The organism is Caballeronia sp. LP006 (genome assembly GCF_031450995.1).
Taxonomy (GTDB): Bacteria; Pseudomonadota; Gammaproteobacteria; order Burkholderiales; family Burkholderiaceae; genus Caballeronia.
This window is the reverse complement of sequence record NZ_JARTVW010000003.1, coordinates 1,046,741-1,060,056: the sequence shown is the minus strand read 5'-3', so window position 1 is coordinate 1,060,056 and position 13,316 is coordinate 1,046,741. Positions and strand designations below refer to the sequence as shown.

Below are 13,316 nucleotides of genomic sequence, written 5' to 3'. Positions count from 1 at the left end.
GAGCGCTTCATTGGCCACCGCTAAGACGCGCGTCAGGCGTGACAATAGACCTAAAGGTCTTCAGAGTCGAAGATGTAAGTCGCGATGCGGGTCCATCCCGTGAATGCTTTGTTCAACGCGTTAGACCATTACGATATGCTCGATAGAAGAACTGCATTAAAGGTTTTTGCATCGTGCGCATTGGTGCAAACCCTTGCGCCGCATCGCGCGCATGCGCAAACAAATGATTCGACTGAGCTTATACGGGCAAGCACGTTCGGTGTGATAGGCGACGGTAAAAGCAATGACCGCGCGCGTCTTCAAGCCGCGATAGACAGTACCGTCGGCAAGACCTTGTTGATAGAAGGTCGGTGTCGAATGGATACGCGAGGTCTGGATTTGCACAGTAGTACGCATCTGCGTTTTGCGGATGGCGCATCGATCAAGCTGTTGCCTCACAACACGCCTTCTTATCAGATGATCCGTATCTGGGATGCGGATAACGTGCTGCTGGAAAATGCGACGCTGGATGGCAGCAAGGAGCTCAACGCAGCGCCGCCCGAAACACACGACGGTGGCTACGGTATGGGCATTTCTATCGCGGGGAGCACCGATGTCACGATAAACTCGGCCACGACGATCGGCTGTTGGGGCGATGGCCTTTATATCGCCAATAGTTATGAACGGGCGACGCGACGATCCCGCAATATTGTCGTCCGCGATCATCATGCGCGTGCGTGCCGGCGTCAGGGTGCGTCGCTCATCAGTGGAATGAACGTGCTGATCGAACGTGGTGTGTGGGAAGACATCGGTGGAACAGCGCCTTCGGCAGGCATCGATATCGAACCGAACTCCAATCGAGACGTGCTCGAAGACATTCGCATTGTCGATCCGCTTACGCGCCGATGCAGTATCGGCATTCTCGTTTATCTCGCGGAATTGCCCGGCCCCAAGCCTAAGACCGTAAGCATAGAAATAAGCGGACAGCGCGATGAATCTTCTTCCGACAATGCCTTTAGCGTATCCGGTCTCGACACTAAAGGATGGACGGTGAAAGGTAGCGTGACGAATGTCTCGCCGGTATGGGTGAATTCGCGGCTAGCCTCAGTCGAAAGCGTCGACTACGATAAGCGCGGGCCGGCTATCGTCGTGTCCGGGTTACGCCTCATCCGTTAAGCCACATGCTGTGCGACAACGTACAGACGGGTCGCATGTACTCACGACACCCTCAGCGGGTTATCGCCAATATCATCAGAATCGCGCTAGCAAGGGAATTCCTAGATGAGAGCAAGAGCAATGGAAGCGCGAAGCGTTTCTCCTTCCCGTCCTCGCGCGCGTGCTCATTCCTATCTGGCGACGCCGAATGGCTTGCTGTTCATCATTCTCGCGCTCGTCGTCCTGTATGTGATGGCGACGGGCGTACGCAATGTGCCGACGTTGCTCGATCAGGACAATTACCTCGAATACTTCCGCAAGACTACGTGGGACTGGTTCCTCAATACTTACGAGGAACGCAAATCAACGGTTAGTTTCGTCATCAGCACGATCACCGAGGAATTCGGTTGGCGCGCTTGGGTCGTCGCTTTGAACGCATTGGGCTTGACACCCGATGCCGGTGTGCGACTCACGGTGGTGCTGCTCAACGCGCTGATCTTCATTGCGCTTCTGGAAGTACGCCGGCCATTGCTGGGTCTCGTGCTCTGGTGTGTCGTGCCGATGGCGCTCGCCACTGTCGGACTATTTCAGATTCGCCAGGGGATGGCGTTCTCTATCGCCATGCTCGTGTCTTTGCGCTATCAAAGACCCGTAACGGGATGGCTGCTCGCGAGTTTTATTCACACCACGTTCGCGGTGCCCGCGCTCCTGCTTATCGCGATGCGTCCATGGGGCAATCGCAGATGGCTCGCGTTGGGAAGCGCTTCGGCGGTGGCGGTCGTGCTGGTTTCGTCGGCGGGCTTTCTCTTCAAGAACTTTGGCGGCCGTCGTATCGACGAATATGCGGGCTACCAGAACGATTTCACCATCAAACTGGTGATTCTCCTCGTGATTTATATGACGGCGGCACTTGTCATGCTTTATACGGAATGGAAAACGAAGCAGGCGGGCAAGGCTCAGGCATGGCGCGACATCTGTTTCATGGACGTCGCCCTCGTGCTTTATCTGGTGCTTGCCTTCCTGCTGTTTCCCTTCGGCAAAGGGCGCGTATGGTATTGCGTGCCCTTGCTACTGCCGTTTCTCGTCGGGCAGACGCGCTTCAAGAATCGCTTCGTAAGCTGGTGGACCGTGGGAATATTGCTGGTGCTGACTGCGGAAATCATCAAGAGCTATTACGAGGGCGTGTACGCGTATTTCCTCGGCTTATGACCGCACATGGCAAGCAATGGCGCGGTCATTCGCCTGCATGATTCACGTTTTATCGAGCGTTGCCTTGCGCAAGCGTCGCGCGCCAGTGCGGATTGCCATCTTCTCGCCTCTTAGTACGGTGCGCAGGGCGCCGTAATCCGCGCGCATGCGTTCAATTTCATAGCGCGTTACAAGGCGTCCTCCGAAGCCCGATAGAAAGTCGAGAATGGTAGCGGTGGAAATGCCGTCGAAATCAAAAATGAGTTTGCGTTCTCGCGCCACGCGCGCGCCTTCCCAAATCAGAAGACTTATTGCGCCGCCGTGTGCATCCGCCGCGCGCGATGACAGCAGGTAATACACGGCACGCGTATCCCACACGAGTGCGGTCTCGGCGACGAGTTGGCCGTTCTCGTCGAATGCGCCAAGCATGACACCTGCATTGCGCTTGATGACTTCGCCGAGCACGCGGCGCATGATCTGCGAGCCGTACACGTTATTGCGTTTGCGCACGGCGAGGTTGGCGTCGTAGAAATCCGTGAAGGCGTCGGGGCTGTTTATTTCGCGCACGGTAAGCCGTTCGGTGGCGCGACGCAGCCAATTGCGTGTATTGCGCCGCAGCGCCGACCATGCCTCGGCTTCGCTTCGATCAGCCGGCAACTCGAGCGTATAGCCTATGGAGACATCGAAGCCATGCAGCGAAAATGCAATAGCTTCGGCTTGCGACATACGCGTGTCCATCAATTGATGAAAATGCGCACACGCCGGAATCTTCGAGACGAGCTGATTCGTGATGTCCATTCGATAACACCATTCGCGCTCGCCACTACCTAAACGTTGCGGTTTGATGACAGGGCCAAGCGTGCGCGTCAAAGGCGGCAGCACGGATATGCGCCAGATGCCTTTACGCTCGAACATATAAGGCATTTCCCCAATGACGACATCGCCCTGCTTTACTTCAGCAATGCCCCATTTACCGTCGGTCGCCGCTTCAAGCCACCAGGGCTCATGAAAGATGGAGCGCTCCACGATGCCTTCTGCTTTAGTGGTGCTCGAATCGTTCTTGACGTTTTCCCTGATTTTCTTTTTAACCGGTTTTGAGCTTGGCTCGATAGGTGAAGAGCTTACTGAATAGCATTCGTTATCCATTGTCCCTCACAACTCGGTTCATGAAAGCCGTTCGCTTTGTGTGTATGCCGCTTTGATCATCCCGTTCGCCGCCAAAGATGGACGATTGCACCGGGCCGCCTCGCAGATGAAGCGCCGTGTTGCAGGCCGCTTGTCGCGGACCGGTGACAGCATGAGGATGTGCGTTCTATCGAGACGAAGTCGCGCCGTCTCCTGCGCGACCCTGTATAGGAACTTACTGGAGCGTAAAGACCAATCGCATGCACCACTGTACGCCATCGCACGTTGGGCAGTTTGCTATTCGATGCAAGATCTTGAGACGAAGGAGAGCCAAGCTTGTGCTTAAGTGCGCGCTATGAGGGCACGCTTGTGCGGTTGCAGATCCATGATCAAGCGAACCTCGAATAACGATGCCGGAGCTGCCCGATGAATACGGCAAAATATGTGATCGATCTGATTAAAAGTCCTGACGAATTCGAAGCGCTGCATAAAGAATGGGATGAGCTGTGGACGCTCGCTGACGGGCGGCATCATGAATCGTTTGCGGTCTGCTCATTGGTTTGGCGTCATGTCGCCAAACCTGCGGGACGGTCACTTTGCATCATTACTGCGCGGCGCGAGGAACGTATCGTTGCCATTTGGCCGCTCGTGCGTTCGCGCAATCGCCTCTGGAACGTGCTTCGGCCACTTAGCTCTGAATCGGCAGACTATACGACCGTGCTGACCGATCCCGCGTATGCATCGCCGGATCTGTCGCAATCGATCTGGCAGGCGGCGCGTGACCTAGGGAAGGGCGATATTGTTTTGCTTCCGTATGTCGATTGCAAAAGCGAGTTGTATCGGCTCGCTGCGGAGCATCCTGGGATCATGCTCGCCAAGGAACATCCCTATGCCGTGGCTAAACTTTCGGAAGTGAATTGTTGGGAAGAATTCGTCATTGGCTTGGGCAAGCTTTCGGGCAAGCGACCCGGCCAGTTGCGTGAACGACTCGAGCGCGAAGGCAAGTTCGAGGTGTGTATTCTCGGCCCGCACGACCGTGAAGAGAACGCGCGCATGGTCGACTGGATGCTGGCGAGAAAGCGCGAGTGGGGCGAACGCGTCGACAAGAAGGGCAGTTGGCTGTGGGAGGAAACCTTCCGCAATTATCTGATCGAGCTGCTGAATCATTGTCATCCCCTCGCATGTGCAAAGCTCATGGTCCTGAAACTCGATGGCGAGATTCTCGCCGTGAACATGATCGGTCTCGGCGCAAAGAGCATGATCGGTCTGATTGCGAGTTTCGATAAGCGCTTTGGCACATTCGCACCCGGCGCGGTTTCAACCGAGGCATGGGTTCGGTGGGCAATCGAGCAGCGTCTGGATTTCGACCTCGGCATCGGCGCAGAAACGTTCAAGCCGTACTGGAGCCGGGGCAATACCGCAATGGTTTGCAGTCTGCAACTTGCGCAAACGAACTGGGGACGCGTGGCATTTGCCATTTCTGGCGCACAACGAATGCTTAAGAAAGCGAGCGCTAATATCTGGCGTTCGAACGTTCGGTCAGAAAAATCCTTGGGTAAAGAACAGGCGTAGAACGGCCCAGAGCAAATCTATTCACGACTTAGAGCGGTTTGAGAATGATTGATCAAGCCTGTGTGATTCCGTGCGCTCAGCGTTGCGGGAAACAAGCTAAACACGAAAATCAGAGATTTTGCCGAAAGATTTCAAATCAGATGATTAAAACAATTAAGGGATAATTGGCTTCATTAATCTGATAAATAGCCGTTGTTTCACTGCGACAGAATTCGTTTTTCGCAATAAATTCGAGAATTGCTTATTCATCTGATTATATGCGCAATAGAAAAGCGCATTTCCCGCCTGACGTGCGATCGCGCGTTGCGTGAGCCAGAAAATTCGGCCCTGTCCCCGTTATACAGTTACAGATAGTTACGATTCGTCTCTATTCGTCATACAACGATCTGTATCATACGATCCGTAGTCGGTATTTAATGCCTTATCAGAAGCGAAATTAACTTCGTTAAAGGTAATTAATGCCGTTCCGACGAGTGCGCGAGTTTGCTGGTCCTTCCAAGGGCCATCCGAGTCGTGAAAATCCAATCCGAAAGCTGACACGGCGAATCTGTTCGTCAGACGCCCATTGATAACTTCGAGCTCATGTCCTTGACCAAAAAAACTCCTGTTACTCCAATGCAATTTGCTGATCAGATCGATCAAATCTTCACGCGTCGCAAGTTTCTCACTGCGGTGATGGCCAGCACCGGATCGCTCGCACTTTCCGCATGCGGTGGCGGCGGTGAAGGAGATGTCGCTGATTCCGTCTCCAAGCGCCGCCGCCGTGCGTCCGGCACCAGTTCCGCCTCAAGCACCCAAGCTGCTTCGACACCGGCGGTCGCTTCGTCGACGCAGGCCGCGACGACATCCGGCACGGTCACCGACACGTCCTTCGGCGTGAAGGGCGATGGCACTACCAACGACCGCGTCGCGCTTCAGAAAGCGATCGACGGTTCAGTCGGCAAGATTCTGCTGATCACCGGCAAGAGCCGTATCGATGCGGCCGGCCTCGACCTGCGCACGAACTCACACCTGCGTTTCGCAAGCGGCGCGTCGATCAAGCTGCTCGCGCACAACGTCGCCAGCTATCAGATCCTGCGCGTCTGGGATGCCCAGAACGTGCAGATTGAAAACGCCTCGCTCGACGGCAGCAAGGAACTCAACTCCGCGACCAACGATCCGAACGACGGCGGCCAGGGCATGGGCATCTCCATCGCGGGTTCGACCAACGTGACGATCACCTCGCCGACCACGATCAACTGCTGGGGCGACGGCATCTACATCGGCAACTCGTATCGCAGCCTGACGACGCCGAGCAACACGGTCAACATTACGAAGCACCACGCGACCGGTTGCCGCCGTCAGGGCGCAACGATCACGAGTGGCGCGAATATCACGTTCGATACGCCGACCTGGGAAAACATCGGCGGCACGTTGCCTTCGGCGGGCCTCGACATCGAACCCAACAACAACAACGCCGTGCTGCAGAACATCAAGATCATCAGCCCAACGACGAACAGCTGCCGCTATGGCATTCTGATTTATCTGGGCGCCTTGCCAGGTTCGGTGAACAAGGTAGTCTCGATCGATATCTCGAACCATCGCGACAACAACGCCAATCACGTCGCGTACGAAGTCGGTGGCCTTGCGCTAAACGGCCATTCGGTCACGGGTCATATCACGAGTGCGTCGCCGGTCTATATGCATTCAGCGCTCGGCTTTAGCAAGACCGATTGGGACAACGCCGGTCCGACGGTCGAAGTCACCAACATGGTCTACACGCGTTAAGCGTTTAGCGAGGCAACATGTCGAAAAGAGGGCGCGCGTTCAGCGCGCGCCCGGTGTCGGTGCTTGGCGCACCGATTTTTCTTTGCGCGGCGCTTCACCATGCCAGGCTTTTTAGACGGAGATGCCGAAAACGATTGGCATGGATGGTGCTCTAATAAAGTATCGGGCGTAACGAAACGCCATCTCCGAAAACGCAGGAAAAGTCTGGAGATTCAATGGATCTCGCCATCATCATTGGCACGATCGCCTTCTTCGCTGTCGTCGCGCTTGCGTTGCTCGCGCTTGCCGACGTACTGCTGCCCTCGCGCCGCCGCCGGCGCGAGGAGCAAGGGCGCACGAGCATCTGGTCACGTTCGCATAAGGCGGGCGAGCTGAAGACTAAAGGCGCGGGCCATTCCGGGCCGGGTTCGGGACATCCGAAATGACGAAGCGTGTGCAAAATCTTCCGGTGCGCGGTTATTGACCGGAACCAATGTGTCGTTCATTCGCCGACACCTGTGCGACTGGCGCCGACGCTTCATCCACTGAGCCTCTTCGTTCGCTGATTCGCAAGTAGATGTCTTCATAGCGACGCCAGCTGGCTTCGATCGAAAAAACCCTGTCGATTCGCTCTCTTGCCGCCACGCCGAGCGCCGCGCGCCGCGTCCGCGGCAGCATCAACATGTCGACGAGCGCCTGCGCCAGTGCATCGGCATTTCGAGGCGGCACGACGGTTCCCGTTTCCCCGATGAGCCACGCGGTATCGCCGACGTCGGTCGCCACGCATGGCGTCTCGCATGCCATGGCTTCGCCGATGACGGTCGGCAATCCCTCGCTGCGTGACGAAAGACAGAAGACATCGAGCCCCGCCAATAGCGCTTCAGGATGCTTAAGCGGTCCAAGCAAGCGGCACGCATGTGCCACGCCTTCACTGCGAATGAGTTCGACGAGCTCGCGGTTGTCATCGTCGAGTCCATTGCCTGCCATCACGAAGCGGCACTGCGGCAACGCTTGCAGCACACGCCGCACTGCCGCGATGAAGTTGGGATAGTCCTTGACGGCGTGATACCGGCCCATGATGCCGACGACCGGCGCATCCGCAGCGAAGCCGTGGTTTTCGCGTAATGCCATGTGAGACGCTGGCGCGGGCTTGAAGACATCGAGTTCGAAGCCGTTTGGAACCGCGATCATCTTCTTCGCGCAGTAACCGCCTTCGACATGCGCGCGCCGTGCAGCTTCGCCGCAGCAGATGATCGCATCGGGCACGTGGTTCGACAGCAGCGCGCATGCTCGCGTCACCCAGCGCGTCATGCGGCTGCTGCCGCTCGAACGAAGGTCCGTGTGATGAATGCCCCAGGCGAGCGGCAGCCGTTTCTTGCGCCATGCTCTCACGGCCGTGACCGCGAGTCCGCCCATCAGATCGCCGTGATAAAGCCAGGTCTGAACGACATCGGGTTCGAGTTCGTCGATCCAGCGCACGAGCTGCACTAACTTGCGCGGCTCCGGCAGACTCTTGCTCATGCCGAGTATGCGCACTTCGGCGCCTGCCTCACGAATACGCGCCGCCAGCGTGTCTTCGGACGTCAGCGAGATGACCGCATGCTCGACGCCTTCGCCGCGCGATGCGCGAATCAGTCGATATAGCATCATCTCCGCGCCGTCCGCGGGCAATGCGGTGATGACATGAACGATCTTCAAGGCGTGATCTCGACGGATGCGGTCGCACTCGCCGTCGATGTCGCGGGCGCGAGCGCGCGATACACCGCAAGGGTCCTGTCGATGACGATCGCTTCATCGAATTCGCGCAGCGCCTTCTCGCGCGCGGCGAGTCCGAGCTTGCGCGCGAGCGGACGGTCGTCGTCGAGCAGGCGGATGGCGTCGGCCAGCGCCGTTGCATTGCGCACCGGCACCACGAGCCCGTCTTCGCCGTTGCGGCTCACCACTTCGCGGCAGCCGGGTGCATCGGTCGTGATGAGCGGCAATGCGCACGCGGCCGCTTCGATAAGGGACTTTGGCAAGCCTTCGCGATAACTCGGCAGCGCCATGACATCCGTTTCTGCAAACAGACCCGGCATGTCGCTGACATGACCGCGCCATTCGACGAGGCCTTCCTTCAACCAGCCTTCTATCGTCGACTGTTCGATCGAAGCGGGATTGCCCGCGTCCGGCGTCCCCGCAAGAATGAAGCGGATGGTGCGTCCCTCGCGCTTGAGCACGCGCGCGGCCTCGATGAATTCGGCAATGCCCTTGTCCCACAGCATGCGTGCCGCAAGCAGCACGCGCAGCGGCGCGTGCGAAAGAGGCGCATCGGCGGGAGGCGCCGTGAAGCGCGCGCAATTCACGCCGGAGCCTTTGATGAGGTGGATGGCTTGTTCATTGGCAAGACGGGCGCTCTTGAACATCGCTACATCGTCCGGATTTTGCAGGATCAGCGCACAGTTCTCGCCGTCAAGAGCCAGACGCAGGACCTGGCGCACCACGGGCCGTAAAAAGCGCGCTTTCATGTCGCGGCTCGTGAAAACGTAACCCAGCCCCGCCACCGAATTCACGCGAGCGGGCACGCCTGCGAGCCTCGCGGCAAGCGACCCATAGACCGCGCTCTTGATCGTGAAGCCATGCACGAGCGAAGCCTGTTCCGCGCGAAAGAAACGCGCGAGCCAGAGCACGAGATTCAGTTCGCGCAATGGATTGAGACTGCGCCGGACCATTGGCACCGCATGCCAGCGAAAGCCGAGTTCGATCAGGCGCGGTCCATATTCGCCGGGCGGCGAGAGCAATATGACTTCATGCCCGAGATCGCGAAGTCGATTGGCAAGCGAAAGACGAAAGTTGTAGAGGTACCAGTCGGTATTCGCAAAGAGAATGACCTTGTTCATCGCCTGCCTCTCAGGATCTAGTTCAACGTGCCGGGGCTCGATGCTTCTGCATGACGCAGGCCAGTATCCGTACCGGTCGATGTTTTCGTTTCGCTGATACCCACGCGCGCGAAGAGTTCGTCCCACGCCCGCAGGATGGTGCTGACGGCATAGCGCGCGCGTACCGATTGCGCGCCCTTGACGGAGAGCGCTTTGCGCAAACCTTCGTCGGCAAGCATGCGGCGCAATGCGTGCGCGAGCGCAATGGGATCGCCAGGTGGCACGAGCAAGGCGTCTTCGCCATCGCGCGTGATATCGCGTGGACCGCTCGGGCAGTCGACTGCCACTGCCGGCACGCCGAGCGCCATGCTCTCGGCCAGCGCAAGTCCAAAGCCTTCGAAGCGCGAGGACATGACGAAGGCCTGCGAGCGCAGCACTTCGGTCCACGGCTTGTCGGTGACGCCAGGCATGAAGATGCGTCCGCTCATGCCGCGCTGCTGGATTCGCGACTGCAACGCCATGCGTTCCGCTCCTTCGCCCCAGATCCACATATCCCAGAGTGGAAATTCATGGGCGATGGCCGCGAACGAATCGATCAATAAGCCGTAGTTTTTTTGCGGATGCAGCCGTCCGAGCGAAACGAGCCGCATGCGTTCATCGGGGCTTGCCGTTGGCGCGGGCTGGTGGAACAGGTCGTCGGGCAGCGGGTTCGGCATGACCGCCGTGTGCTTGATGCCGGGCACCATCGCGTTGAACGGCGCAACGACGTTGTCGGTCAGTACCGTGACGGCGCGCGCATGCGGATAAGCGAGGCGCGTGGCGAACTTCCAGAACGGCGTGCGGCCATCGACGGAAGGATCGTTGTGTTCGCATGCAATGACCGGAACGCGCAGACCCGCGCAAGCGAGAATGCTTGCCACGTTCACGTTGGTGAGGAAGCTGATCACCACGTCCGGATTGGTCTCGCGTATCAGCTTGCGCAACGCCCGGTGCCGTTGCATGTACCCGAAGAATTTATTGCGCGTGGGCGTGATCCGATCCGCAAGCTGAATGAAGCGCACCTTGTCGGACAGCGCATAGAAGCACGCGCGCTTGCGGCTATACGTGGCGACGAGCGTGACCTTGTCGCCGCGCTCGCTCCATGCATCCACGAGTGTGGCGGCCACGCGCTCGGCGCCGCCGCTGCCCATCGAGCTCACCAACAGCATGATGTTCATGCAGCCAATCCTCCGGTCGGTCGCAGCGGCGGGATGCGTCGCGTGAAGAGCATCGAGAGGCAAAAGACGGATGCCTGCATCACGCCGGTCGCGACGACCACGCCCGGCATGCCGATCCAGCGCGTGAGCAATGTGTTGGCTGCGACTTTGACGATAAACCCCAGTGCGGTAATGATGGCCATCTCCTTGTAACGTCCCTCGACCGACAACAGGTTCATCATCACGAGCGAGGCGAAGTAGAACGGCAACTGCACGAGCGAAAAGCGCATGAGTTCCGCGACCAGTTCCGTGTTCTGCGCGGTAAACGCGCCACGCTGAAAGAGCACGCCGACCATCCACGGCGCAAGCGGGTATGCAATCGCCGCGCAGACGGTTCCCGCGCCGAGCATCAGAAGCGACCATTGGAACGCGGTATGACGCGCGCGCTTGTGATCGTCGCGGCCGAGAATGTCGGACAGCACCGGCAAGGTGCCCTGCGCAATGGCAAGCGCGCCCATGCTGATGATCAGACCGAACACGCGGTTCGCATAGCCGAGGGTCGCGACCGCGCCATCGCCCAGATGGGCGACGAAGTATTGATCGATCGCGGGTGTGCAGCACACCACCAGTTGACCGAGCATGAAGACGCGTACCGCGTGATAGACGGGCGGCCATTTGCGCGAGCGGAACGTGAAGCTCAAGCGCGCATAGTTGTTATCGACCTTGCCGCCGAGCGGCCTCAGCACCAGAACCAGCGCGACATATCCGAGCAACGTGCCGTACATGAGCGGCTGCATTGCGCTATTGCCGGTAAAGAACAGCACGAGCAGAAGCGTCATTACGGCAGGCAGGCCGTCGAGCAAGGTCGCGATATGACGCTCGCTCGATTGCAGACGCGTCGAGTAGGCCGTGACCATCATGATGAGGACGCCGATGGGCGCCATCACCATCATCATGTGATGCGCCATGTCCTGCGTCTCGACGGCGAGATTGCCCGCCATGAGCCGCAGAACGTATGGCCAGATCAGATACAGGATCGCGGTGAAACCGAGTCCCACCACGGCCGACCATGTAACGAGTTCGCTCAGAAATTGCGCTTCTTCGCTCGCGGATTGCTTGCGCAGATCGACGAATGCAGGCACCAGAACGATGGCGAAGATGGCGGAGCACGCCGACGGCAGCCACGAAACCAGCATGAGGGTGATCTGATAGGCATCGACCACGTTGCTGATGCCGTAGCGATATGCGATCACCATCTCCTTGAACGCGCCCGCGGAGCGCCCGATCAGCACGAACGCCGCCACTCTCGACATACCCCGCGCAGCGCGAAGATGGTCGGGATGAAGCTGCAGCAAGCGGTCTCTCAACGCGGCGAATTGTGATATCAACGCGGCGGCCTCACTTTCCGCTGGCCATGGCCGAGAGCGCGTCGACGCGGTTCGGCTCGTGGCCAGCACGTTCTGCCAGAAAGCGGATGTACCACGGCATCGCGCGCGCGAGTCCTTCCGCAAACGGCACCTTGCCGTCATAACCGAGCAGACGTTCGGCCTTGCCGACATCGGCTTGCGAATGACGGACATCGCCCGCTCGAAAAGGTCCAAACTGCGCATCGCGCTCATAAGCGATGCCGTGCGCGGCGAGCAGACGCTTGAGTTCCGCGAAGAGTTGTCCGAGCGTCGTGCGATCGCCCACGGCGACGTTGTAGACCTGACCGCGGGCCGCGGCATCCGCCTTGGCCGCGAGCAGGTTCATCTGCACGACGTTATCGACGAAACAGAAATCGCGGCTCGTTTCACCGTCGCCGTTGATGGTCACGATCTCGTCGTTGATGAGCGCGGCCGTCCACTTCGGAATCACGGCGGCATAAGCGCCATCCGGGTCCTGACGCTTGCCGAAGACGTTGAAATAGCGCACGCCCGTCGCATTGAAGCCGTAAGCGCGCGCGAACACCGACGCATAGAGCTCGTTCGCATATTTCGTGACAGCGTAAGGCGAGAGCGGCTGGCCGATGCGATCTTCCACCTTCGGCAAGCCGGGATGATCGCCATATGTCGAACTCGATGCCGCATACGTGAAGCTCTGCACTTGCGCATCGCGCGCGGCGCACAGCACGTTCAGGAAGCCGCTCAAATTCGTTTCGTGCGTGGCGATGGGGTCGGCCACCGAGCGCGGCACCGAACCGAGCGCCGCTTCGTGCAGCACGTGATCCACGCCTTGCATGGCCGCCTGACAATCGAGCAGATTGCGGATGTCGCCTTCGATGAAGCGAAAGCGCCGCCACTGCCTTTCATCGACGCTCTCGCGCACTTCGTCGAGATTGCGTTCGTGCCCGGTCGCGAAGTTATCGAGTCCGACCACGCGCTGATCGAGCGCGAGCAACGCTTCGAGCAAGTTGGAGCCGATGAAGCCGGCCACGCCCGTGATGAGCCATGTCTCCGGACGTGCGCGCAATTGTTCGCGCACGCTTTCGTATCGATCGTTCATTGTCATTTTATGCCTG

Annotated in this window: 11 protein-coding genes; 5 read left to right on the top strand and 6 right to left on the bottom strand. The window is 58.7% G+C overall.

Annotated features, from left to right (window positions below):
- The first annotated feature begins 99 nt into the window (after positions 1–99).
- Both P9250_RS09445 and P9250_RS09440 read left to right on the top strand, forming a co-directional pair.
- Positions 100–1,155 (top strand): hypothetical protein, encoded by a 1,056-nt coding sequence (locus tag P9250_RS09445; protein ID WP_310392594.1) that lies wholly within the window; start codon positions 100–102, stop codon positions 1,153–1,155.
- Between the two features lie 105 nt (positions 1,156–1,260).
- The gene (locus P9250_RS09440) at positions 1,261–2,343 is read left to right on the top strand and encodes an EpsG family protein (RefSeq protein ID WP_310392592.1); all 1,083 of its coding nucleotides are present in this window, start codon (positions 1,261–1,263) and stop codon (positions 2,341–2,343) included.
- Positions 2,344–2,385: 42 nt separating this feature from the next.
- Here P9250_RS09440 and P9250_RS09435 read toward each other — a convergent pair whose 3' ends face one another.
- Positions 2,386–3,348, bottom strand: a complete 963-nt coding sequence (locus P9250_RS09435; RefSeq protein WP_244830144.1) for a GNAT family N-acetyltransferase — start codon at positions 3,346–3,348, stop codon at positions 2,386–2,388.
- Between the two features lie 525 nt (positions 3,349–3,873).
- On the opposite strand from P9250_RS09435, the gene P9250_RS09430 reads away from it, so the two are divergent.
- The 3 genes from P9250_RS09430 to P9250_RS09420 all read left to right on the top strand — a co-directional run bounded on the left by P9250_RS09430 (position 3,874) and on the right by P9250_RS09420 (position 7,211).
- Complete coding sequence (locus tag P9250_RS09430) at positions 3,874–5,019, top strand: GNAT family N-acetyltransferase (RefSeq protein WP_310392590.1); 1,146 nt, start codon at positions 3,874–3,876, stop codon at positions 5,017–5,019.
- Positions 5,020–5,634: 615 nt separating this feature from the next.
- Positions 5,635–6,786 carry a hypothetical protein gene (locus P9250_RS09425; protein ID WP_250494123.1) on the top strand — a complete coding sequence of 384 codons (1,152 nt, stop codon included), beginning with the start codon at positions 5,635–5,637 and terminating at the stop codon, positions 6,784–6,786.
- A 215-nt stretch (positions 6,787–7,001) separates the two neighbouring features.
- Entirely contained in the window at positions 7,002–7,211 is a 210-nt protein-coding gene (locus P9250_RS09420) for a hypothetical protein (protein WP_250510706.1), read from the top strand.
- Between the two features lie 31 nt (positions 7,212–7,242).
- On the opposite strand, the gene P9250_RS09415 is transcribed toward P9250_RS09420, so the two are convergent.
- From P9250_RS09415 to P9250_RS09395, 5 genes are read right to left on the bottom strand one after another with little or no spacing between them, the layout of a single operon-like run.
- Positions 7,243–8,463, bottom strand: coding sequence for a glycosyltransferase (locus P9250_RS09415; RefSeq protein WP_310392587.1), 1,221 nt, complete (start codon positions 8,461–8,463; stop codon positions 7,243–7,245).
- Positions 8,460–9,641 carry a glycosyltransferase family 4 protein gene (locus tag P9250_RS09410; RefSeq protein ID WP_310392584.1) on the bottom strand — a complete coding sequence of 394 codons (1,182 nt, stop codon included), beginning with the start codon at positions 9,639–9,641 and terminating at the stop codon, positions 8,460–8,462. The genes P9250_RS09415 and P9250_RS09410 overlap by 4 nt, the downstream gene beginning before the upstream one ends.
- 17 nt (positions 9,642–9,658) lie before the next feature.
- Positions 9,659–10,837 (bottom strand): glycosyltransferase family 4 protein, encoded by a 1,179-nt coding sequence (locus P9250_RS09405; RefSeq protein ID WP_310392582.1) that lies wholly within the window; start codon positions 10,835–10,837, stop codon positions 9,659–9,661.
- Positions 10,834–12,171: a lipid II flippase MurJ gene (gene murJ, locus P9250_RS09400; RefSeq protein WP_309848102.1), complete on the bottom strand. Its 1,338-nt coding sequence runs from the start codon at positions 12,169–12,171 to the stop codon at positions 10,834–10,836. The genes P9250_RS09405 and murJ overlap by 4 nt, the downstream gene beginning before the upstream one ends.
- Before the next feature lie 43 nt (positions 12,172–12,214).
- Positions 12,215–13,300: an SDR family oxidoreductase gene (locus P9250_RS09395; protein WP_310392580.1), complete on the bottom strand. Its 1,086-nt coding sequence runs from the start codon at positions 13,298–13,300 to the stop codon at positions 12,215–12,217.
- Positions 13,301–13,316: the final 16 nt, after the last annotated feature.